The sequence below is a fragment of the Acinetobacter sp. SAAs474 genome (genome assembly GCF_032823475.1).
Taxonomy (GTDB): domain Bacteria; phylum Pseudomonadota; class Gammaproteobacteria; order Pseudomonadales; family Moraxellaceae; genus Acinetobacter.
This window is the reverse complement of sequence record NZ_CP127915.1, coordinates 2,201,013-2,224,858: the sequence shown is the minus strand read 5'-3', so window position 1 is coordinate 2,224,858 and position 23,846 is coordinate 2,201,013. Positions and strand designations below refer to the sequence as shown.

Sequence of the window (23,846 nt, the reverse complement as noted above, 5' to 3'; positions counted from 1 at the left end):
TTTCCCCAATCCCTAAAAATTAATATTTTTTTAATAACAACAAATGACGTTGCTCATCAAGTCGAGGAACATTTAAAGCAATAATTTCACAACTAAACTGATCTTTTAAAAGCAGCATTTCCTCTTCAGGAACCAAGCCTTTCATTGATGCAATTACACTATTTTGATGCATAAACGGCAATGATGCTGTTACAAAATCAGTTAATGATGCAAATGCTCGACTAGTAATCACATCAAACTGACCAAGCTGGTCAATACTGTCTCGATTTTCTACACGTGTCTGTACTGCCATGACATTTTGTAATTTTAAATCAGCAATAAATTGTTTTAAAAAACGAATTTTTTTACCATTTGAATCTAGCAATACACATTGGCGATCTGGCTGGCAAATGGCAATAATCATACCCGGCATACCGCCACCTGTTCCGATATCAAGCAAGCGACCTACTGGTAAATCATTTAAAATACTTAAACTATCCAGCAAATGTTTAACCAACATTTCTTTTGGATCCCGAATAGCGGTCAAATTATATGCTTTATTCCATAACACCAATGCATCTTGATATTGAAGAAGTAAATTTAAAGTCTCATCTGAAAGTGATAGACCGAGTGCCTGACTGCCTGTTTTGAGTTCTTGAAAAAACGTGTGCATAAACAATTAACGTCTCGATGAAGTAAGTTTTAAGTATACCGATTTATGATGACCATCACACTATAGAGTGCTTAGCGAATATTCATTTAAGCATAGTGACCATGACGAATAGCAAGATCCAAAGCATTTAAGCGTTCTGGTGTGCCAACATCAATCCAATGCCCTTGAAGTTTGGATGCTGTAATCTGTCCTTTTAGCATATGCTGTTTGAGTAACGGTGCTAAAGGACGCTTACCAGGACTTAAACCATCAAACAATTTTGGATTAATCATTGAAATCCCACTAAATGTTAAATGTTCACCTTGAATACCTTGTTCAAAGGTATAGGCTTGACCACAAGCCAAAACAAAATCACCTTGAGGATGCTGCTCAGGATTATCAACCAAAACCAAATGTGCCATTTGTTCGGCCAACTGAATATCTAACAAGGTCGCAAAACTCATCGTGGTCCAAACATCACCATTTACGAGCATAAAAGGTTCTTCCCCCAGCAGCGGCAATGCATTAATAATTCCCCCTGCTGTTTCTAGGCCCTCCTCTTCACGCGTCCAAGCAATATTGACACCAAATTGACTGCCATTGCCTAAAGTTTTAATCAGTTGCTCTGCCAACCAAGCGGTATTAATTACAATGTCAGTAACACCAATTGCAGCCAGTTTCTGAATATGCCAAACAATAAGAGGAATACCACCAACTTTTAATAAAGGTTTTGGTGTATGTAAGGTCAATGGACGCATTCGACTACCTAAGCCAGCTGCAAGGATCATCGCTTTCATGCTTGTAGCACCTCATATTGACCATACTTGGCTGCAAATTTTGGCAGAACAATCTCATGCATAAACTCAACAAATGCTTTTAACTCAACATAAGGTTGACTTTCTTCGAGTACATACCACATCACACGCGGTAAATCTTTTAAATATCCTGCTTTACCATCACGCTCAAATAGACGTACAAAAATACCTAAAATTTTAAGATGACGTTGTACCGCCATAAAATCAGCCTCTTTTTTAAACTGATTAAAATCACGATGCTCTTTTGCTGTATTGGGCAACATTTCATAAAACAAAGCAAACCACTGTTCGACACGCTCAGACGGCCATTGCACGTAGGCATCACGAGTAATTGAAATCAAATCATAGGTATCTGCACCGATGACAGCATCCTGAAAATCAATAATCCCTAAGTTTTCTTCATCTTCAATTTTCATTAAATTTCGACTGTGAAAATCACGGTGGACAATTACTTGGGGCTGTGCCACTGCTGCATTTGCCAGAATTGCAAATGTTCTTTTCAATAATGCAGCTTGATCATCTGTAAGTTGAATCGCCAATGAAGGTAACATCCAATCCGTAAACAAGTTCATTTCTGCAATTAACTTTTCGTAACAATAATCAGGCAAACGAAGTTGATCTTCAATAGATTGTAATTGTATCAATTGCTTAAAGCTTTGCTGATAGTAACGGTCTACTGTCATGTCATTCAGTAAAGTAGAGATTAACGTATCACCAAAATCTTCTAATAGTAAAAATCCTTGAGTGAAGTCTTTTGCAATAATATGTGGGACACGTACGCCATTTTGATCAAAAAATTCATCTATTGTGACAAAAGGCACACAATCTTCTTTATCAGGTGGTGCATCCATCAGCATAAATGTTTTATTATCCAGTTTAATTCGTGCATAACGACGGAAGCTTGCATCGCCTGCTAAAAAATGAATTTCAAACTGATGAGAATCCAGTACAGTTGTTATCCAATTATGGATCGATTGTTCACGTTGTGTAGTCATTTGCGGTAAATTCTACTTACAGGCTAATTTTTTAAAGTATTAAGTGTAGCCACTTATCAACTTTTTCTCTATGATGCGAGAATAATTAATTACGATTAAGCACTCTTGGTTAATGGACAAATGAAGCACCAGTTTAAATACAATCCTTTGGCGACTGCGATCTTAACCCTTTTATGTGGTAGTTCTATATCGTCGTATGCAGCGTCTCTAGAGGCTGCTTCTACAGCTACCAATGAGCAATTAAGAACAGCGATTAAAGAAAGCTATCCTGGGCAACATTTTTTTGAACAGTACTATGTTGATAAATCAGCACCAGAGGCAAAGCAACGTCAAACGCAATCGCCCAATGCTGAATTTTGTTCTGGTATCTGGATTACCCCGATTGGTTCAGATGCCAAACCTCAAGAAAGTAATACAGCAACATCTGTCATTACAGCCGATTACGGACACTATAATCCGAATGGTGATTCCATTTTAGAGGGCAATGTTGTCATTGAGCAACAGGGTCGTCAAGTTAAAGCCAATAAAGTGACCATCGATAAAACACAAACCTATGCCAATGCAGAAGGTCAAGTACAGATGGCACAGAATGGTCTTTTAGCACAAAGTGATCACATCAATTACAATCTAAAAACACAATTTGGTGATTTAGAAAATAGTCTTTATATTTCTGAAGATCAAAATGCCCATGGTCGGGCAGATAAAATTATCCGTTCATCTGCCAATGTTGTAGTATTAAACAATGCAACTTATTCGACCTGTCCGCCAAGTCAAGCACCGACATGGCAATTAAAATCCAAAGAAATTGTTCTCGATCAAGACAGTGGTCGTGGCGAAACTCGAAATACCAAGCTGTATATCAAAAATGTACCCGTTCTGGCTGTACCTTATTTTAATTTCCCAATTGATGATCGTAGAAAAACAGGGTTATTAACACCAAATTTTGGTTATAGCAATACCAATGGCTTTGAAATCGGTGCACCTATTTATCTTAATTTAGCACCCAATTATGATGCAACCGTCACGCCACGATTTCTTTATAGCCGTGGTGCAATGTTACAAGGTGAATTTAGATTTTTAACTGAAAATTTTGGTGGTGGCCGAATTGGTGGTGGCTTTTTACCTTCGGACAAACAATATGATGATAAAGATCGTAAACAGTTAGATTTTGATTATTTTTGGCAAATCAATCCAGCATTTTCAACCTATGCTGAATATAACTATGCATCGGATAAAGACTATTTCTCAGACTTAAATAATAATCCTAACTCGCGAACAGATCTTAACTTACGTCGCGTATGGGGCTTAAACTACTCAAGTCAGCAAATTCCCGGATTACGTGCTAATTTAAAAGTAGAAGACTTCCAAACACTTGATCCAAGCGTTCCAGATCAAGACCGACCTTATGCACGCTTACCACAGTTATTGGTGAACTATAGTACGGGGAATCCTGAAGGATTCCAATTCGAATTTAACAATGACTCTGCTTACTTTAAAAAAGATATTAACGACTTTACCAGCAATGCAGAACCGAGTGGTACACGGATTTACAACGATTTTGCACTTCGATATAACTATAGTAATCCATGGGCATATATTCGCCCAAGCGTTGCCGTACGAAATATAAATACATTTTATGATTTAGAAACAAAGTCACGTATCGATGCCAATACTACAGATACCTCACGTAATTCACAAAATATCTCATTGGTCGTACCCGAATTTACCTTAGATACAGCCTTAAACTTTGAAAAAGAAGGAAAATATCTTCAAGTACTCACACCACGATTATTTTATGCGTATGCCCCATATCGTAATCAAAATGGTAACCCAGTATTTGACTCCGTTGCAGCCACTATAAACTATGATCAACTCTTTAATCCTCGACGTTTTTATGGTCATGATCGTCTTGAAGATAATAATTTTGCATCATTAGGCCTAAGCTATAGTTTATTTGATCCTGTTGGCTTAGAACGATTAAGAGCAAGTATTGGTCAAAGCTTTTTCTTTGAGGACCGTCGCGTAACACTCAATGAAGACTATGATAAATTTGATACTGAGAAACGCACCGGACCTGTGATGAGTCTCTCTAGTCAAATTAATAAAAACGTGACACTCAATGCCAATAGTGCTTGGTTGTCGAGTGGCGAAAATGCCAGTCGTAGCCTGTCTGGTTTATACACAGCAAATAATGGTGCACTGTATAGCATTGGCTACTATTATGAAAAAGATATCCCAAATAGACAACGCAAATATGATCAGGTTACAGCATCGTTTGTACAACCGATTAAAGATCAATGGCGTATTATTGGACATGCGCAATATGATATTGAAAATCGTATAGGCCGTGATTATCTACTCGGTATCAATTATCAATCATGTTGCTGGGGTATATCTGTCTATGGTCGCTCTTATTATAACGATCTAGATAATGTCAATGAGCCAGGTGTTAAAGCAAACAAAGCCATTATGGCTGAAGTTACATTTAAAGGATTAGGTAGCTTCAATAATAAGCTTGCATCGTTATTAGAAAGTCGTATTTTAGGACTTAATACAGTCAATCAATCTTGGACAAAGCGTTAATGAAGATGAAACAACTACAACAGCTATTTAAAACATCAATACTGGTCATGAGTATTGCTGCTTCAGTTTCTGTATTTGCCCAAAGCAAAGATGAAATTGTGGCAATTGTCGACAATAATGTCATTCTTAGAAGTGATTTATCACAAAGTTTGGCAGAACTACAACAACAATACCAACAACAAAATAGTCCGACACCACCAGTAGAAATATTAGAACAACAAGCGTTAGAACAACTGATTCTTCGTGAAGCACAATTAGAACAAGTTAAGAAATTTAATATTCGTCCGGATGAAAAATCTTTAAATGAGGCAATGACTACGATTGCCAAACAAGCGGGTGTCTCTTCATTAGAAGCATTTCAACAAAAGCTTGATACTCAACAACCGGGCATGTATGAAAATCTTCGTGCTCGTGTTGCTGAGGATTTAGCCATTAATCGTTTACGTCAGCAAGCAGTGATGTCACGAATCAAAATTAGTGATCAAGATGTAAATAATTTTTTAAATACACCACAAGGACAAGCAGCGCTAGGGACACAAGTCCATGTCTTACATTTAAAAATTTCTGGAGCAAATGCCAAACAACTTGCTGAACAAGCACGTAAAGAACTCAGCAACAATAATAATATTGATGCCATTAGTCGACAGTTGTCCAATCATGAAAGTAAAGTCGAAGCTGCCGATATGGGATTTCGCAGTCTTTCCGATATTCCGTCAGAATTAGCCGCACGTGTAAGTGTGCTTAATCCAGGACAAACGACCGAAATTATCCCTGTAAATAATGATTTTCATATCCTTAAACTGGTCGAACGCAAAGATGCTGATCAAAAAGCATTGATTCCACAATACAAAGTACGCCATATTCTGATCCAGCCATCCCAAGTGGTGAGTGAAGAAAATGCGCAACAGCAAATCGAAAGCATTTATAACCGGTTACAAGCTGGTGAAGATTTTGCCACACTTGCAGCAACATTCTCCAATGATCCAGGTTCAGCTCGCGATGGCGGTAATTTAGGCTGGGTAAATCCAGGGGTAATGGTTCCAGTATTTGAAGAGACCATGAAAAATACACCTGTAGGACAAATTAGCAAACCATTTAAAAGTCAATTTGGTTGGCATATCCTACAAGTTACCGATACTCGTCAACAAGATATGACCAAAGAATATCACAGTCAGGTTGCTCGGCAGATTTTAGGTGAACGTCAATTTGATTCTGAGCTAGATAGCTGGTTACGTGAACTACGCAATAATGCCTATGTCGATATTAAAGATCCTAACTTAGCACCACAAAACTAAATTCACCCCTAGCATTCATCTCAGATGATGTTATCTTGAATTTAAAGTGACCTTAACATCCTACACCACTTGTCCGATACGCTCAGGTGGTGGATGGCTAAGCAAAGCGCCTACTAATCTCCTTGCAGATTTCACTCGCTTTCTACTTTTTTTGAGTGACCTTTAGCGCATGCCTTCCATAGATAAAATAGGATATCTTCGTGCGGATATTACGTGATGCATTTAAATCCGCACTCACAATATATTCATAATTTTTAAATGCTCAATCATAATCATTGTATGGTTTTTGCTGAATTTAGTTTTTTGCAATACTCACTTCAGTTATTTTTCTGATTTCGCTATCACTGTAAACAAGCCAGTTTAGCTTGATACTTTAATATGATTATTCGCTTAAATCATCTTACAATGACATCGTATTAATCTGGTGATAGCGAAATCTACACCCATGCTCAATTAGACAAGATGAAAATGATATATTTACCATAAATAATCATAAAATTCTTATGTAGAATAAAAAAAGGCTGTCATTAATGACAGCCTTTTTGTTTAGAATCAATTAACGATTGCTATTATCATCTTCTTGTGAATCATCAAATTTTGGTTCTGCATCAAAGCCACCTTGACCACCGAAACCACCTTGACCACCGAAACCACCTTGACCGCCAAAGCCACCTTGACCACCGAAGCCACCTTGACCACCGAAGCCACCTTGACCACCGAAGCCGCCACCTTGACCACCGAAGCCACCTTGACCACCGAAGCCGCCACCTTGACCACCAAATGCAGGTGCACCACCTTGACCACCACCAAATGCAGGTGTACTACCTTGCGCACCAGCTGGACGTGGATTACGTGCAGGCACTACAGTCGAAATTGCATGCTTGTAAACCATTTGGCTTACTGTATTTTTTAATAAAACCACATATTGGTCAAAAGATTCAATATGACCTTGTAATTTAATACCGTTAACGAGGAAGATAGAAACTGGAATACGCTCTTTACGAAGAGAATTCAAGAACGGATCTTGTAAAGTTTGACCTTTAGACATGTTATAACTCCAAAAAAAAACTAAAATATCAGCGCAAAACTATCTCTAATTTTTCAATTAAAATTTATAAAAAAGATAGTAAGTAAATTTTGCTTTAAACGTAATAGTTTAGCAAGTCTTCTTGTGCACTCTTCACCGTAAAATATGTGTGTATTTGATGCAATTCTTGCAAAGAACGTAACCAAGTGTATTGACGTTTCGCCAGTTGTCGTGTTGCAAATAGTGCTTTATTTTCCAATTCTTGCAAATTTATGTGATTTTTATCACATTCTGTAAGGAATTCTAAGGCCTGTCGGTACCCAACAGCACGCATTGCGGGTAAATTTTTATTTAAATCATATTTTTCGATAAGAACTTTAACTTCATTTAAAAAACCACTTTCCCACATTATTTGTAATCTTTTTTCAATTCGCTGATGTAGTTCAGCACGATCAGGAACTAAAGCATAATTCTCAAATCGATAACGATAAGGTTGATTCTTGGGTTGCTGTGCTTGTAATTGAGTAATGGGTTGTCCCGTAATACGATAGACTTCTAAAGCACGAATAATGCGCTGTCTATCACTTACTTTAAATTTTGCCCCTGCCAAAGGATCTACGCGACATAATTCTGCATAAACAGCATCCCAGCCCCATTGTTGTGCCTCACACTCAATTGCATCACGAATCGCCAAATCAGCGCTGGGTAAATTACTCGATAATCCTTCCAACAGCGCTTTAAAATAAAGCATCGTTCCGCCCACCAAAATAGGGACTTTACCTTTGGCATGAATATCATCAATTAAACGACAAGCATCTTCTACAAATTCTGCCGCAGAATAAACCTCTAATGGAGAAATAATATCAATTAAGTGATGCGGATATTTAGCCTGTTCTGCTTTACTCGGTTTTGCTGTACCAATATCCATATCCCGATAAACCAATGCCGAATCGACAGAAATAAGCTCAAATCCACCATGCTCATATAATGTACATGCTAATGCTGTTTTTCCACTTGCAGTAGGCCCCATTAAATTAATGACAGGCAATTGATTCGACATATATAACTACTCTCCTCGAGCAAAAAGTTTATCTAATTGGCTCAGTGGAAATGCCCGCCATGTTGGTCGGCCATGATTACACTGACTAGCAAATTCTGTTTGTTCCATTTGTCGCAGTAAAGCATTCATTTCTGAAAGACTTAACATTCGATGTGCACGTACAGCACTGTGGCAAGCCATGCCAGCCAAAATTTGATCACGCTTATTTAATAAAGCTTGTGCTTCATCATTTGGATCTAAATCATTCAACAATTCAGGAATCAATGCGGCAAAATCTGCTTTATGTAAAATTGCAGGCACACCACGGACAATGACCTGTTCATCACCATATTGATTAATATCCAATCCTAAACGGGCAAATTGATCTTTAAGCTCATCTACCCGAATCGCCTGCATACGTGTAATGCTAATAATTTTCGGGATTAATAGTTGCTGTGAAAGCCAAAACTCTGGTTTATCCCATGCGGCTTTCATTTGCTGTAGCACAATACGCTCATGTGCAGCATGCATATCAACAATAATTAATCCTTCACTATTTTGTGCCAGAATATAAATACCATGTAACTGTGCAATGGCAATACCTAAAGGATATTCATCTGTTTTAGCAGCGATTAAAGTTGCTGCATCGGGTTCAGATACTTGCTGTTGTTGATCTTCAGCAGCGCTTATTTTAATAGGCGTTAAATAGCGCTTTAACATCTCTTTTGCTGGTGGGTGTGCATGTCGCTGTGTTTGAATCGTTTGAGCACTGCGATGTTCAAACTCGGTCAACAATGCTGCTGCGTGATCTGTATTATTTTCATTCGAATGCTGACGATCAACATGATGAAGTTGAAATTGTTCTTGATAACGAGGTGCTGGCACAGCATGAAATGAATGCTCTGCTACTTGCTCAACTTTCATTGCTGTTGCCAAATCAGCGGATGCCGTTTGAAACTGAGACAACGTTTGTTTCGCATAATGACGAACAAACTCATGTATTTCTCGTTGATTTAAAAAACGAATTTCATGTTTAGTTGGATGAACATTAACATCGATACTTTCTGGTTCGACTTCTAAAAACAGCAAATATGCAGCATGTTGATGGCCATGTAAAATACCCTCATAAGCCATTCTTAAGGCATGTGAAATGGTCCTGTCTTTTACAATACGACCATTAACATAAACATATTGTAAATCAGCTTGTGCACGCGCATCAGAAGGATGACCTAACCATCCACTTAATCGCATATGAATACTATCATGATCCAACCAATATGCATTCTCAATAAATTGACGTCCTAATAGTTGTTGTACACGTTGAAAACGTAATTCACCACTATCTGCAATTGGTAAATTGATTTTAAGTTGATTATTATGTTCCAGCACAAAACGCAGATCAAAATGGATTAATGCTAAACGGCGTACAACTTCTTCAATATGGCCAAATTCAGTACTAGGTTTTTTTAAAAATTTACGACGTGCAGGCACATTAAAAAATAAATCCTGAACTCTAATATGGCTACCTTGATTGGCAGCAACAGCTTGTATTTCTTGATGATCAAATGCAGTACCATTCACTTCAATCTGATAACCAACACCATCATCATTTTGACTGCTGGTTAATGTTAACCTTGATACAGCTGCAATAGAAGCCAGTGCCTCACCGCGAAAACCCAAACTCATAATCGCATGTAAATCTTCTGAGGTTTGAATTTTACTTGTCGCGTGACGCATTACGGCCAAGGGTAAATCATCTGGATGAATACCCTGCCCATTATCAACAATTTCAATTAAACTGCTGCCGCCTTGCTCAATACGAACAATTAATTCAGTTGCCCCTGCATCAATGGAGTTTTCAAGTAACTCTTTAACAACAGAAGCAGGACGTTCAATCACTTCTCCTGCTGAAATTTGGTTCGCTAACGCAGGATTAAGTGTATGGATACGACGCATATTTAGACCACTATAGCGGATTAAATTGAAATTCTAAGGCCTGTTGTAATGCCACAGATGATGATTGTATTTTAACATAACGTACCATTTCATCTTCTGTTTTTTCAATCTCAATTATCACATCTGCCACTGGAATTTGATCTTCACCTTTGGATGGCCATTCAAATAAAAACAGTGCTTGAGCTGTTTCCAAATAATCTCTGATTCCCATTAATTCTAATTCATAAGGATCATTTAACCGATATAAATCAAAATGAAAAATATCTTGATCTGCAATATGATAAGGTTCGATTAGCGTATAAGTTGGACTTTTTACTGCACCTTGATGGCCTAAACTTTGTAAAAAATAACGGGTAAATGTTGTTTTACCTGCCCCTAAGTCACCAATTAAATAAATCACACCTTGCTTAAAATTATGCGCTAAAACCTGTGCCAAATTTTGGGTATCATGCTCACTCTTTAAAGCTAAATTAAATGAATATGGCATACTCACAACAGAAGACTCACAACACAGTATTAAGGAAAGCGTATCATAGCACCGCAAAGCAGCAAAACCTATGTTGCTCCACATAAAAGTCATAGCAGCAAATGATAGCTCAGCAAATTAGATGATTAAAACTGTTTATTTTTAAAGCAATTCATCAACAGCACTATCGCTTAAATCTGTAATTTAAAAAGACTGCTGCCACCAACATTGCAATTAAATAATGAAGAATTGGATCAGTTGATTTTTTCCATCGGCTAGATACGTAATTAAACTCAAAATTGGATATACTTTTCCTTTAATAATTTCTGAAAACATCGATATTATGCGATTTTACAGTTGCATAAAAAATCTGGATCAGCAAATATATTTATGCCCTATTGTTTAAAAATTCTCTCTAATGCCTGCTGCCATGCAAGATTCCCAATCCTTAAAAACCAAAACAGACTTTATTCCGCCCATGATTGATGGCGTCAGCGCAAGTCAGGTATATCTGCCTGATATTCAGCCTCAACCTGCTACTGTTTTTGCATATTTATGTCATCAATTTTCTCATATTACTCCACAAGAATGGTCTCAACGCTTTATAGATCAATTAATTTATGATCAATCAGGCAATTGTCTAAATATTGACAGTCCTTTTACCGCATATCGCCATGTGTTTTATTATCGCTTTTTAAAACATGAAATAGTGGTGCCTTTTCCACATCATATTTTATTTGAAAATGATCATTTATTGGTCGTCGATAAGCCTCATTTTTTAACTATGACGCCAACAGGTCAATATGTACAACAAACGCTTTTGGTGCGATTAAAACAACAAACAAATAATCCATATCTAACCCCCATTCATCGTCTAGACCGTGAAACCGCTGGAGTGGTCTTATTTTCTAAAACGCCTGAAACACGTGGACACTATCAACAATTATTTGCACAGCGACAAGTTTATAAAAGCTATCATGCTATTGCTCCCTTCAATCCAACGCTCACTTTTCCACAGCAAGTTAATCTTAGAATGGAAAAAGGAATACCTTTTTATACCATGCAAGTCATGCCCGGTATAAATAATAGTCAAACAGATATTACCTTACTACATCACAATCAACACTGGGCAAAATATCTACTACAACCACATACAGGAAAGCAGCATCAACTTCGAGTACATTTAAGTTATTTAGGACTACCCATCAAAAATGATCCATTTTATCCCCAAGTTATTCATAAGCCAGCAGACGATTTTTCAGCACCACTACAATTATTAGCGAAACATCTCACTTTTCAGGATCCTATTCAGCAGCGTGAAATGTGTTTTAGCTCACAATATGATCTTGATTTATAGCAATATATATCACGTTACTCATGATCAAAATACTCAAAAAAAACAGCACAAAGTATCAATCGTGTTGCTTTGATGATCCTCATTAAATTTACGATGTAATGTTATTGAAATTACATTTAGTTCAATTAGAATAAAGCCTGAAATAAAGACACTGACAATTTAAACAATTATGAGAAAAACTGAAGTCTATCAAATTCGTCTAGATTCACAGGAAAAAAAACAGGCTTTTGCTGTTTTTAAACAATTGGGGATTACGCCTGCACAAGCTGTTCGCCTTTTTTTTAGACAGGTTGTACTTACTAAATCAATTCCCTTTTCCATTGAAAATCAAAATATAAATGTCATGAAAATTATGAAACTCAAACATCTGCAACAGATTCAAAAAAATCATCAGTTTGAATCATTATCCAGTTCAGATATCAACATGCAAGATACACCATTCGATGATGAGCATATTGATCTTTTTAAAGAGTTAGATGAACTCCTTGGAGAAACTGACAAAAGTTAACAATGATGCATTTTTAAACACTTTTTTTATTTTTTTCGCGTTAAAACGTTTTATGCTGCAACAATACAATATTGATATTAAAGCATGGAGCTGCGAATGATTGTAAAACGTGCCACCCTAGATGACCTAGAGGAACTTGCCATTCTTTTTGATGAGTATCGCCAATTTTATGGTAGTTCTTCAAACCTACAACGTTCTTATCAGTTTTTAAAGCAACGATTTGAAAATCAGCAAAGTATTATTTTTATCCATCGCAAAGACCAACAATTAACTGGCTTTGTTTTGCTTTATCTGGGTTTTTCAAGCGTATCTTGTTCCACTTATTATATTTTAGACGATGTTTATATTACTCCACGTTATCGTCGACAAGGTGTAGCTAAACAGTTGATTGATACTGCCATTTTATTTGCTGTAGAACGTAATGCATTAAGAATTAGCTTAGAGACTGGCCGTAGTAACTACCAGTCTCATGAACTGTATGAGAAAATGGGTTTTGTCAAAGATGAACAATTTCAGACGTATCACTGTTTCCTGAAATAGTCCGATACCGCGCTTGTCTGATTTGCTCCGAATTTAAATACAACCATTCACCTTCAGCCAATGTTGGCAAACAAAGTTGACCAATTTGCTGGCGATGCAACTGTTCTACTTTATTCCCTACAGCAGCAACCATGCGCTTAACTTGATGATAAACACCCTGATGAATGGTCATTTGTAGCTGATATTCACTTAGACGCAATACATCTGTCGCTGCAAAAATGCCTTGCTCCTGATGCAATGCTACACCTTGTTGTAATTGTACAATTTGCTCATCGCTCACTGGATCAACTGTGGACATTTGATAAATTTTGGCCACGTGCTTTTTGGGATGGGTCAATGCTTGTAGAAACTGACCATCATCCGTCAGTAATAATAACCCTGTCGTATCTTGATCCAACCGTCCAACACACTGTAAATTACGTTGACAGAGTATTTCATCAAATAATTCAAATACACTAAAATGATGAGTCGCTTGATGTGAGCATTCATAATCTTTTGGTTTATTTAATGCAATATATACTTTTTCACGATATTGATATTCTTTTCCATAGACACTAAAGCATAAATCTTCTAGAGAAACTTTTTCCTTAGGATTCATTTTTACATCATTATGAATCTCGACAGCACCTTGTTTAATTAACTGCTGACAATGTTTTCGAGTACCAAAACCTTGTGACTGCAACATCTTTTCCAACAACATCATGCTTGATTCATCTTATTTAAAATCTTTGAATAGTGTAAACAAAATTCTTATTTTTACCAGCCCATCTAAATATTGATCATAAAATAAGCGGATAAAAATGATATATAGGATAGCATTTGCTATCGCAGTGAATAAAATCAATCTGGTGATTCAATGCGCATCTAGCATAGACAATTTAAGATAACGCTTTTTTTATCCACTAAAAGGACTACAATCATTACTTTATAACAATTTTATCTGCTACATGGCACAGCTTGATCTAAATCTCATTGTTCTTTTAGTATTACTCGCTTGTGGCATCTTTAGTCATAATAGTGCAGTAACCATTGCGGCTGGTGTATTAATTATTTTTCGCATTACACCTTTAAATGAATTTTTACCTTTATTACAACAACATGGTTTAAATCTGGGAATTATTATTCTCACGATTGGCGTACTAACGCCCATCGCAAGTGGAAAAATTCCCGGTAATGAGATATTAAAATCTTTTTTAGACTGGAAATCTTTGGCAGCCATTATGATTGGTCTTTTTGTGGCATGGCTAGGCGGTCGTGGTGTACAACTCATGACCAATCAACCTAATGTGGTTGCAGGACTGCTCATTGGTACCGTTGCAGGTGTGGCTGTATTAAGGGGTGTTCCTGTCGGCCCTCTGATTGCTGCAGGTATGCTATCCTTAATCATTGGTACTGGACGCTAAAAACAATCCACTTAAAAAACCAGCCACTATGGCCGCATTACTTGCGCCAATGAAAGGGTTGAGCATCTAGCACGTCATGATCAATATCAATGATCAAATAGCAAATTGAATTCCACACCCATTGCTGATAATTTAATCCAAAGCCCATCATCTTAGCGCAAAATATACAACATCCCACTTCATTGCACCGTATAAATGCAAAATATATCGATGTCTGCTTAAAAAATCATTTTATAGTCTGGCACAAGAATTGCTTAATCATGACTACCATTCTTGATTATGCATAACTTAAGGTAATTTTTATGTTTCAACGCACAGTGCTTTCGATGATTATGTTGGGTATTTTCGGGACATCATATGCAGAAGATTTTCAGGTTTTAAAGCAAATTACAGATCGTCCAACACAACTTCAGTCAGAGCAATATCCTCAATATTATTATGTCCCATCCACTTTAGAGACTATTACTTGGGGCTACTTACCCAATAAAGATGCGAAACCAGTACTTTCGGTACCATCTGGAAGTGTCGTTACCTTTGATACCGTCTCACACGAAGGCTTACTTGAAGATCAAGGGCGTGATGCAGAAAAATATTTTAAATCAAAAGGTGTTAAAGACAAATATATTCTTGATGAAGCTAAAAAAATTACCCAGTCAAAGCTTAAGCATGATTTCCATCGAGATGGACCACATATTGTAACCGGACCAATTGAAGTCCAAGGTGCCCAGCCCGGCGATATTTTAAAGGTAGAAGTCATCAAAGTTGAACCTCGTGTGCCTTATGGTGTAATTTCCAATCGCCATGGTAAAGGTGCATTAGTGGGTGAATTTCCTAAACGTACTCAACAAGCAGATGCCTCAGCACAACATCCTGAACGTTATGGTAATGTTTCAATATTTACACCCATAGAAAAAAATGCTACTGGCGAGTATGAAGGTGTATTAAAAACATCATCAGGTAAGGCGATTCGCTTTCCACTTAATCCCTTTATGGGCATTATGGGGGTCGCTGCAAATACCTCAGCACCAGTACATTCCGTTCCACCAGCAATGTATGGTGGCAATATTGATATCAATGAATTAGGTGCAGGCTCTACTGTTTATTATCCAATTCAGGTACCCGGTGCATTATTTTATACAGGAGACAGCCATTTTGCTCAAGGTGATGGTGAGGTGGCATTAACAGCGCTAGAAGCTTCTGCACGTGCAACGGTAAAATTAACCTTATTAAAAACTGGACGAGATCATATTCCAGGTAAACAAGTTCAGCAACCATTAGCAGAAAATGCAGAATTTTGGATTACACCAGGGTTAGATCCAGATCTTGATGAAGCAATGAAAAAATCTACGCGTGAAGCTATTCGCTTTTTAAATCAAGAATATGGTATTGATGAAGAAATTGCCTATGCCTATTTAAGTGCTGCAACCGATTTTGAAGTATCTCAAGTGGTCGACAAGACAAAAGGGATTCATGCCAAAATTAGAAAGGCTGATTTTAAAGAGTTTACGCCGAATACAACACCATAATAGATAACACAATACGCTTGTCGTTATGGTTCAATCGATCTCGCTACAGCATACATGTGCGAGATCGATTGAACAATCCAAAATTATGCCAAATAAACGCACAATAATGGCTATTCTATTTAATAGTAGATCAAGATTGATGATCGATAAAATAACGTCAGCTCAGCAATTAATTAAAAATTAAAATGCATATAGATAACGTAAATTAAATCGTGCATTTTCTTTAAAGGTATTCTCAACTTTAATATCACGGCCTAAGGTTAAAATAATAGAAGAGCGAGGATTAAAATTAATTTGTGTCCCTAACCAAAATTTAGTTTGTTGTGCAGCATCTGTTGTCACATCATCTAGCTTAACTTTGCCACCATTAAAATAAGAAATACCAGCCCTTAAATCATAATCATGATGGACTTGATAAAATAAATCTGCTTGTAATTGATAACCGGGATTTTGCTTTAAAGTTTGATGTTCAGCATAATCGTCATTTTTACCATAAAAAGTGACATCTGCTGTTAAATCAGTACCTAATTTCTCAGTAAATTTATTGACAAAACCAGTTTGTAAAGTCAGTTTATAACGATTTTCACCCATATTAAGTGCATCCTCTGAATGATAGTTTCCAGTAGGAATTGTTAAAAACGGCGTTATCCCCCATACACGACCTTTGAGTGGATCATTGAAAAATAAAATGGTATTTGCCAACATAATATCACCCAATACTCCAGATGATGTGCCTAAATCAGAGATATCTTGGGATGCTTTTAATCTCCCCACGGGGATAATAATCTGTGGTTCCATGACATAACCCTTAAATTGAGTAAACTGCACAAAACGGAATAATCCAACCATAGATTCTAATTTTACATTACCATCAACTTTTTGATTACCTTGATAAAGTGCATTACGCTGTGCATATTGACCATAAAATAAAAATACTGTGGTACCATCAGGTGCAGGCAAGTAATCTTTTGCATCCACATCCACAGCATGAGTAGGAACTGAAAATAAGATAAAAAGCAGTGTGAAAAATATATGGTTATAGCGAATTTCCATATTACGTTATCCATTTTATGACATGATAAATATCAAGATTATTCCAATATAATCCTGCTTGAATAAATTGAATGAATTAAGATTTAAACTTTAATATTTTTAACGACTACAGCTTGCTCACGTTGCTGTTTTTGCATATTGCAATAAAAAACAATGATGAAAGAACATAAAAAAACCATCAAGGTATATAGAATAAGCATATGATAATTGCCAGTATTTTCAATAAGCTGACCAGCAAGCATCGGACCAAATGCCAAACCACCACCGATTACTAGATTGGTAAAATTAATCAATTTTCCACTTTGATCCAGACTGGCTACAGTTGCTAAAACAAAAGGTGCAGAAAACATCCATGTAAATTTAAATAATAAAATTGAAACCACTAAAAATATTTTGGAAATATTATCTAGAAGTAAGCATAAAGAAAGAAAAAATAATCCATAACCAACTAAAATTAGATATAAACGATTGATTCGTCCACTCACAAAAGTCGCAATAAAACTTCCTGAAATACCGATCAAAGTTGAAATAGCAAGGACTGAATTAATCATATGACTATCAATATTGGCATGCTCCCCAATACTGCTCATAAACGTCCATACTCCCCCAATTGCACCATAAAAAAGTAAAGTCGCAATAATCGCGAATATTCCTAATCCAGATTTTTTAGCGACGGATACCTGAACGGCTATTTTCTTCTCAACCAGATAATTAGCAAAATATTTATGCAATGGAAATGCCAATACAATCGCAACTAACATCACGATAAAACAAGTGTTTAGACCCCAGTAATTAAATAATTGTGGAAAACAGTACAATGCAATTGCACCGAGCATGACTTGACCAAGCATCCAGTAGCTATATGCGCGATCAGGATTTTTGGTATAAGAACAGCTGGTAATGGTAACAATCATTAATGAACCACCTCCTAATGCCGAGATCGCACGACCAATCAACAACATTTCAAAACTGGTTGCCAGAATAGATAATAAATTTCCAATAAAAAATAATATTGCAAAATACTGAGCTGCTTTTTGGAAATTAATTTTCTTGGTCCAAATAAAGCCAGGTAATGTTGCACAGCTCATAAAACCTAATTCTATAAAGAAAAATAATCCTACTTGCGATGGAGTTAATAACCATTGTTTTGCCAATTGTTGAGCAAGCACTGGCGCTGCCATTAAAACCAACGGTGTAATGGCTGAAAAAATAAAGATTGCAAAAAGATGCATTTTTGAATCATAAATATTATTACGTATCATGTTGTAACTCCATTTATCTGGGCAATTAAGCCACACATTTAAGCTCTAGCTTTTGACACACGAACACACAATTAGTTAATATATTAACTAATTGTGTAAAAAATCATGAATGAAAAAATAAACTAAAATATAAAAACATCAGATCATCCTGAAGATAGAATAATCTGACGCATGTTGTTATTTTTCTTATTCAGCTGCCTGATGAATATGTATCGCCTGTTGCTGGGTAAACAACAGTAATCCCTCTAAAGCAAAAGAATAACCTTGACCTGACATCTTCCATCCACCAAATACTGCAGATGGTGATAAATCAGAGTGACTATTAATCCAAACCGTACCTGCTTCAATTTGACTTGCAAGCTGTCGTGCTTGTTCAAGATCTGATGACCAAACTGATCCTCCTAAACCAAATTCAGTATTATTCGCTCGCACAATTACTTCATTGATATCCTTAAATTTAATCAATGGTAATACTGGACCAAATTGTTCTTCGTCCACCAAACGTACGCCTTCTTGTAGATTGGTCATAATTGTTGGACGAATATAATAGCCTTGTTCTGGTTGTATTGAACTTGTCGTTCTCACTTGAGCACCATGAGCTACGGCATCGGCAATCAGTTCTTTGACTTTGAGATATTGTTGTTTATTCTGTAATGGACCAATCTGTGTTGCGGCATTTAGACCATTACCGACTACTTGTGCATCCGCAATTTGAGCCAGTTTTTCAGCAAGGGCATCGTAAATATTGCAATGAACATAAAGTCTTTTTAAAGCGGCACAAGTTTGTCCACAATTTAAAAACGCAGAACCAAATATTTTTTGTGCGACATCATCCAGATTTTCAATATCATCCAGCACAATACCAGCATCGTTTCCACCAAGCTCTAACACAACACTTTTTAATGAGCCCACTGCATGCGATAAAATACTTTGTCCAGTGCGGGTAGAACCCGTAAATGTGATCTTAGAAATTTGTGGATGTTCACTCAGATATTGTCCAATATCGCCATGACCCAACACCAGATTACATACGCCACGAGGTAAATGACGATTGATAATTTCAACCAGTTTGAGTGTACTTAATGGTGTATATTCTGAGGGTTTATTTACAACACAATTTTTTGCTTTTAACGCTGGAAAAATTTGCCATACAGCAATCATAAATGGCCAATTCCAAGGTGTGATTGAAGCTACAACCCCCAATGGACGATGATGAATTTCAATTGTTTTTTCACCCTCAATCATCACTTGAACTGGAATCTGTAGCGCTTGAATACTTTCTATCCAGGCAATTCCTCCCATCACTTCAGTATGTGCTAAGGCAAGAGGCTTACCTTGTTCTAGACTAATTAATTGAGCAATCTCATCTTTTTGTAACATTAAATCAGCAACAATCTGACTGAAGAGCATATTAACTTCTGTATCAGTATATTTTTTCCATTGCTGAAATGCTGTTGCTGCAGCTTGAATCGCATCATCGACTTGTGTTGTTGTTGCTCCATTGAGTTGCGTTATGATGGACTCATCGGCTGGATTAATCACATTGAATATGTTCCCTTGACCTTGAACATGATGACCATTGATTAGCATATAATTCATTTAAACATCCTTTTTATTTAATGGTATCGTTTTAAGTCGATTGAATCAGTATATCCACACCTTTTTCTGCAACAGCAATCGTAGGTGCATTGGTATTACCGCTTGGTAGACATGGAAATACTGAACAATCTATAACAGATAAGCGCTGAACCCCATGTACTTGTAATGACAGGTTCACCACAGAGTTTTCAGTCATTGTCCCCATTCGACACGTGCCCACAGGATGGAATGTGGTCCGACAACTCGAACGGACAAACTCCTCTAAAGCAGTTTCATCGTCATGTATTTCGACTTTAGGTGAAAATATCTCCGTTAATTGATCTTTTAACGATGGCATAGCAAGTAGATCTAAACCAAATCGGGTTGCACGAATCATTCCTTTCACATCATCTGGATGTGAAAGTAGGTTACCCATAATTTTAAGTTTATCTTTTGGATCACGACTATTTAATAAAATTTCACCACGTGATTTTGGTCTCAGTAAACAATTTTTAAGAGTAATGCCATGCGTACGCCCTCGCCCAATACCATCTGGATCATCCCAAGTATCCAGTCCTGGCAAAAAATGAGCCTGTACATCAGGGCGTCCTTCACCATTACTATCTAAGAATGCACCACCTTCTAAAATATTTGAACTGACGACACCTGTTCGGGTTAATAACCACTGTATGCCATTTTTAATTTTGGTCATGCCCTGATCTTGACCGTACAGTGAAATAGGTGCTTTGGTTTGTGCATTTAATGACACATGGAGATGATCTTGATAGTTTTTCCCCACAGGTAAATCGGTAATTACTGGAATATTCAAAGATTCAAGATGTGCTCTTGGTCCAATACCCGATAACATCAAAATTTTAGGTGTACCAATTGAACCCGCAGACAATACAATCTGTTTTCGTGCCTTAAATTGATACTGCTGAGCATTAATTTCACAATCAATAGATGTAGCCACATGATTCTCAAAATTAATTTTTTGTACTACAGCATTTAATTTAAGCTCTAAATTTGGATTTTGGCGTACAGATTGCAAAAATGTTGCTGAAACACTGGCACGAGCACCATCTTTAGTTGTGGTTTGAAAAAATCCTACACCTTGCTGATGAGCCGCATTAAAATCCGTTACATAAGGCAGGCCGAGTTCCTGACCTGCGCGTATAAATGCCATACTTAACGGATGTCTAAAACGATTTTCACTCACACTCAATAAGCCATTAGTACCATGATATGGCCCTGCTAGACTTTCATTTGCTTCAGATTTTTTAAAATATGGTAGAAGATCATCAAAACTCCAACCAGTACATCCATAATGAGTTGCCCATTCATCATAATCTTCACGATGTCCTCGCAAATAAATCATACCATTGACAGAGCTACTACCGCCCAATACCTTACCCTGCGCACATGTCATTCTTCTATTATGCGTGTTTGGATCTGGCTCAGTGGTATAATCCCATGTTTTTGTTGGAATAGCTTCAGAAAGTCCTGCTGGCATTTTAATACATAGTGCCTGATCATCTCCTCCAGCCTCAAGCAATAACACACTGCCTTTACCCTGCTCAAGCAAACGTGTTGCAATTACACACCCTGCTGAACCTGCACCACAAATAATATAATCATACTCTTTAACTTCCATATTAAAACTCTCTTAGAGGCTGCCAAGTTTGTAAAAACTTAAATCATGAATCTATTTACATTTAATTAATATATTAATTAAATATGAAAAATATGATTATCGCAACATTTTTTATACGTAAATAAATTTTATTAAATATATTAACTATTTAGTTATACCCAATTTTTTATATTTTTATTTTAATTCAATTTAGCTGTTAATATTATACTAAAATATAACATGTCAAGTAGATATAAGATTAGCAATCATTCCAGTACCATCCTTAAGCTCAAATGATAAATTGAAATCATGAATAAGCAGCATGCTATCATGGCGAAATCGCTATTGCTCATCGCTAAATCAATCATCACAATTTAAATGATATGTTTAATATTATGCTTGATTAAGCGATTTAAAATTAATCAGAAAACAGTTAAGATAAAAACAATAAAAAAAAACCTCAATCATTAAGATTGAGGTTTTTTAAAATTCTGGAGCGGGAAACGAGACTCGAACTCGCGACCCCAACCTTGGCAAGGTTGTGCTCTACCAACTGAGCTATTCCCGCAGTGGCACGAATTATAAAGGCTTTACAACAATTGTCAATACAAGCCAGAATGTTTGCTTAATTAATCAGCACGTCGCCACAATGTTCCTTGACGCGTATCTTCTAAAATTACACCTTGATCCAATAATTCATGACGAATTTCATCAGCACGTGTAAAATCTTTGGCTTTTTTTGCAATTTGACGCTGCTCAATTTTCTCTTCAATTTCTGTTTCAGATAATGCCAGCGCGTTTTGCCCTATATCAGATTTTAAAAATTCATCAACATTATACTGAGCCAATGCTACAATATCCAACAAGTGACGCAGGGTAGAATAATACAATACAGCTTGTTCAGACTGTTGTTCTTTAACTGCACGATTTAACTCTTTATTCAGATCAAATAAAACGGCCAATGCTTCTGAAGTATTAAAGTCATCACACATAGCTGTATTAAAGCGTGCCACAAAACTTTCCGCCAATGTTTCGACTGTTGTTTCACCATATTGTTGCTGGTAGGCTTTAAAAGAATGATAAAAACGAGTCAATGCCGTTTTTGCTTCTTTTAATGCTACATCAGAAAAATTGACCGGACTACGGTAATGAGAAGAGATGATAAAGTAGCGAATGACTTCAGGATGAAATTTTTCCATCACATCTCGAATAGTAAAAAAATTACCTAAAGATTTAGACATTTTTTCACCATCAACATTAATAAAGCCAACATGCATCCAATAGTTAACATATTGTTCGCCAGTTGCAGCTTCACTTTGAGCAATTTCATTTTCATGATGGGGAAACATTAAATCGGAACCACCACCATGAATATCAAAATGATTACCCAAACAGCATGTTGACATTGCAGAGCATTCAATGTGCCAACCTGGACGACCATTCCCCCAAGGAGAATGCCATGATGGTTCATGTGCTTTTGCATGTTTCCATAGTACAAAGTCAAAAGGATGTTTTTTATCAACCTCTACATCAACACGCTCAGATGCACCTGCTTGCATATCGTCCAATTTACGTCCAGAAAGACGTCCATATTGGTTAAATTTTTCAACAGCAAAATACACATCACCATTTGTTGCAGGATAAGCGGCACCATTATCAACCAAACGATGAATCATATCTTGCATTTGTGTAATGTATGCTGTGGCACGTGGTGCTTCATCTGGTGCTAAACATCCTAAATTTTTAGCATCCTCATTCATAGCCTGAATAAAGCGATCCGTCAAAGCCTGAATACTTTCGCCATTTTCGTGTGCACGTTTGATAATTTTATCATCAATATCGGTAATATTACGCACATATTTAACTTGCCAACCTTGGCTACGTAAAAAACGAATAATATAGTCAAATGCAACCATAACGCGAGCATGACCGATATGACAATAATCATAAACTGTCATACCACATACATACATATCAATATGTCCCTCAACACGTGGAACAAATTCAACTTTTTTACGTTGCTCTGAATTATATAGAACAAATGGCTGCATAGGTCTTCAATATGAATATAATAAACGATCCATCATCTTAACCTAAGCTTTACTATTCATAAAGTTTTAAGATTTATTTTTCATATCTAATTCATTAAAAATACATAAATTATTGATAGATCAAGCAA

General features: G+C 36.6%; 20 protein-coding genes and 1 tRNA gene. 7 read left to right on the top strand and 14 right to left on the bottom strand.

The features are described from left to right. Window positions 1–19: 19 nt before the first annotated feature. From rsmG to QSG86_RS11230, 3 genes are all read right to left on the bottom strand, one after another. Window positions 20–652: a 16S rRNA (guanine(527)-N(7))-methyltransferase RsmG gene (rsmG, locus tag QSG86_RS11240; RefSeq protein WP_317031577.1), complete on the bottom strand. Its 633-nt coding sequence runs from the start codon at window positions 650–652 to the stop codon at window positions 20–22. An 86-nt stretch (window positions 653–738) separates the two neighbouring features. Then, a complete protein-coding gene (gene murU / locus QSG86_RS11235) occupies window positions 739–1,428 on the bottom strand; it encodes an N-acetylmuramate alpha-1-phosphate uridylyltransferase MurU (protein WP_317031576.1) in 690 nt (229 codons plus the stop codon). Continuing rightward, window positions 1,425–2,441, bottom strand: a complete 1,017-nt coding sequence (locus QSG86_RS11230; RefSeq protein WP_317031575.1) for an aminoglycoside phosphotransferase family protein — start codon at window positions 2,439–2,441, stop codon at window positions 1,425–1,427. Before QSG86_RS11230 ends, murU begins: the two co-directional genes overlap by 4 nt. A 120-nt stretch (window positions 2,442–2,561) precedes the next feature. Between QSG86_RS11230 and QSG86_RS11225 the strand changes: the two genes are divergently transcribed. Both QSG86_RS11225 and QSG86_RS11220 read left to right on the top strand, forming a co-directional pair. Beyond that, a complete protein-coding gene (locus tag QSG86_RS11225; protein ID WP_317031574.1) occupies window positions 2,562–5,024 on the top strand; it encodes an LPS-assembly protein LptD in 2,463 nt (820 codons plus the stop codon). Further along, window positions 5,024–6,319 carry a peptidylprolyl isomerase gene (locus QSG86_RS11220; RefSeq protein WP_317031573.1) on the top strand — a complete coding sequence of 432 codons (1,296 nt, stop codon included), beginning with the start codon at window positions 5,024–5,026 and terminating at the stop codon, window positions 6,317–6,319. Before QSG86_RS11225 ends, QSG86_RS11220 begins: the two co-directional genes overlap by 1 nt. Window positions 6,320–6,875: 556 nt before the next feature. Here the strand turns inward: QSG86_RS11220 and hfq are convergent. The 4 genes from hfq to tsaE form a co-directional block, all read right to left on the bottom strand. Then, complete coding sequence (gene hfq / locus QSG86_RS11215; RefSeq protein ID WP_317031572.1) at window positions 6,876–7,367, bottom strand: RNA chaperone Hfq; 492 nt, start codon at window positions 7,365–7,367, stop codon at window positions 6,876–6,878. A gap of 94 nt (window positions 7,368–7,461) precedes the next feature. After that, window positions 7,462–8,406 carry a tRNA (adenosine(37)-N6)-dimethylallyltransferase MiaA gene (miaA, locus tag QSG86_RS11210; RefSeq protein ID WP_317031571.1) on the bottom strand — a complete coding sequence of 315 codons (945 nt, stop codon included), beginning with the start codon at window positions 8,404–8,406 and terminating at the stop codon, window positions 7,462–7,464. A gap of 6 nt (window positions 8,407–8,412) precedes the next feature. Continuing rightward, the gene (gene mutL, locus QSG86_RS11205; protein ID WP_317031570.1) at window positions 8,413–10,341 is read right to left on the bottom strand and encodes a DNA mismatch repair endonuclease MutL; all 1,929 of its coding nucleotides are present in this window, start codon (window positions 10,339–10,341) and stop codon (window positions 8,413–8,415) included. Window positions 10,342–10,351: 10 nt separating this feature from the next. Further along, window positions 10,352–10,828, bottom strand: a complete 477-nt coding sequence (tsaE, locus tag QSG86_RS11200) for a tRNA (adenosine(37)-N6)-threonylcarbamoyltransferase complex ATPase subunit type 1 TsaE (RefSeq protein ID WP_317032561.1) — start codon at window positions 10,826–10,828, stop codon at window positions 10,352–10,354. A gap of 409 nt (window positions 10,829–11,237) precedes the next feature. Between tsaE and QSG86_RS11195 the strand changes: the two genes are divergently transcribed. The 3 genes from QSG86_RS11195 to QSG86_RS11185 all read left to right on the top strand — a co-directional run bounded on the left by QSG86_RS11195 (window position 11,238) and on the right by QSG86_RS11185 (window position 13,212). Continuing rightward, window positions 11,238–12,164 carry a pseudouridine synthase gene (locus tag QSG86_RS11195; protein WP_317031569.1) on the top strand — a complete coding sequence of 309 codons (927 nt, stop codon included), beginning with the start codon at window positions 11,238–11,240 and terminating at the stop codon, window positions 12,162–12,164. A 169-nt stretch (window positions 12,165–12,333) separates the two neighbouring features. Next, window positions 12,334–12,672 carry a type II toxin-antitoxin system RelB/DinJ family antitoxin gene (locus QSG86_RS11190; RefSeq protein WP_317031568.1) on the top strand — a complete coding sequence of 113 codons (339 nt, stop codon included), beginning with the start codon at window positions 12,334–12,336 and terminating at the stop codon, window positions 12,670–12,672. Between the two features lie 96 nt (window positions 12,673–12,768). After that, the gene (locus tag QSG86_RS11185; RefSeq protein WP_317031567.1) at window positions 12,769–13,212 is read left to right on the top strand and encodes a GNAT family N-acetyltransferase; all 444 of its coding nucleotides are present in this window, start codon (window positions 12,769–12,771) and stop codon (window positions 13,210–13,212) included. On the opposite strand, the gene QSG86_RS11180 is transcribed toward QSG86_RS11185, so the two are convergent. After that, window positions 13,169–13,912, bottom strand: coding sequence for a 16S rRNA pseudouridine(516) synthase (locus QSG86_RS11180; RefSeq protein WP_317032560.1), 744 nt, complete (start codon window positions 13,910–13,912; stop codon window positions 13,169–13,171). The two genes, QSG86_RS11185 and QSG86_RS11180, sit on opposite strands and share 44 nt — an antisense overlap. 247 nt (window positions 13,913–14,159) lie before the next feature. Between QSG86_RS11180 and QSG86_RS11175 the strand changes: the two genes are divergently transcribed. Both QSG86_RS11175 and QSG86_RS11170 read left to right on the top strand, forming a co-directional pair. After that, complete coding sequence (locus QSG86_RS11175) at window positions 14,160–14,615, top strand: DUF441 domain-containing protein (protein WP_317031566.1); 456 nt, start codon at window positions 14,160–14,162, stop codon at window positions 14,613–14,615. Window positions 14,616–14,917: 302 nt separating this feature from the next. Beyond that, window positions 14,918–16,141: an acetamidase/formamidase family protein gene (locus tag QSG86_RS11170; RefSeq protein WP_317031565.1), complete on the top strand. Its 1,224-nt coding sequence runs from the start codon at window positions 14,918–14,920 to the stop codon at window positions 16,139–16,141. A gap of 180 nt (window positions 16,142–16,321) precedes the next feature. On the opposite strand, the gene QSG86_RS11165 is transcribed toward QSG86_RS11170, so the two are convergent. From QSG86_RS11165 to cysS, 6 genes are all read right to left on the bottom strand, one after another. Then, on the bottom strand, window positions 16,322–17,194 hold the full coding sequence (locus tag QSG86_RS11165) for a transporter (protein ID WP_317031564.1): 873 nt from the start codon (window positions 17,192–17,194) through the stop codon (window positions 16,322–16,324). An 83-nt stretch (window positions 17,195–17,277) separates the two neighbouring features. Beyond that, on the bottom strand, window positions 17,278–18,456 hold the full coding sequence (locus QSG86_RS11160; RefSeq protein WP_317031563.1) for an MFS transporter: 1,179 nt from the start codon (window positions 18,454–18,456) through the stop codon (window positions 17,278–17,280). A 186-nt stretch (window positions 18,457–18,642) separates the two neighbouring features. After that, window positions 18,643–20,055 carry an aldehyde dehydrogenase family protein gene (locus QSG86_RS11155; protein WP_317031562.1) on the bottom strand — a complete coding sequence of 471 codons (1,413 nt, stop codon included), beginning with the start codon at window positions 20,053–20,055 and terminating at the stop codon, window positions 18,643–18,645. Between the two features lie 31 nt (window positions 20,056–20,086). Continuing rightward, window positions 20,087–21,688 (bottom strand): GMC family oxidoreductase, encoded by a 1,602-nt coding sequence (locus QSG86_RS11150; protein ID WP_317031561.1) that lies wholly within the window; start codon window positions 21,686–21,688, stop codon window positions 20,087–20,089. Window positions 21,689–22,159: 471 nt separating this feature from the next. After that, window positions 22,160–22,235, bottom strand: a tRNA-Gly gene (locus QSG86_RS11145). 61 nt (window positions 22,236–22,296) lie between these two features. Further along, on the bottom strand, window positions 22,297–23,718 hold the full coding sequence (gene cysS, locus QSG86_RS11140; RefSeq protein ID WP_317031560.1) for a cysteine--tRNA ligase: 1,422 nt from the start codon (window positions 23,716–23,718) through the stop codon (window positions 22,297–22,299). Between the last annotated feature and the right edge of the window lie 128 nt (window positions 23,719–23,846).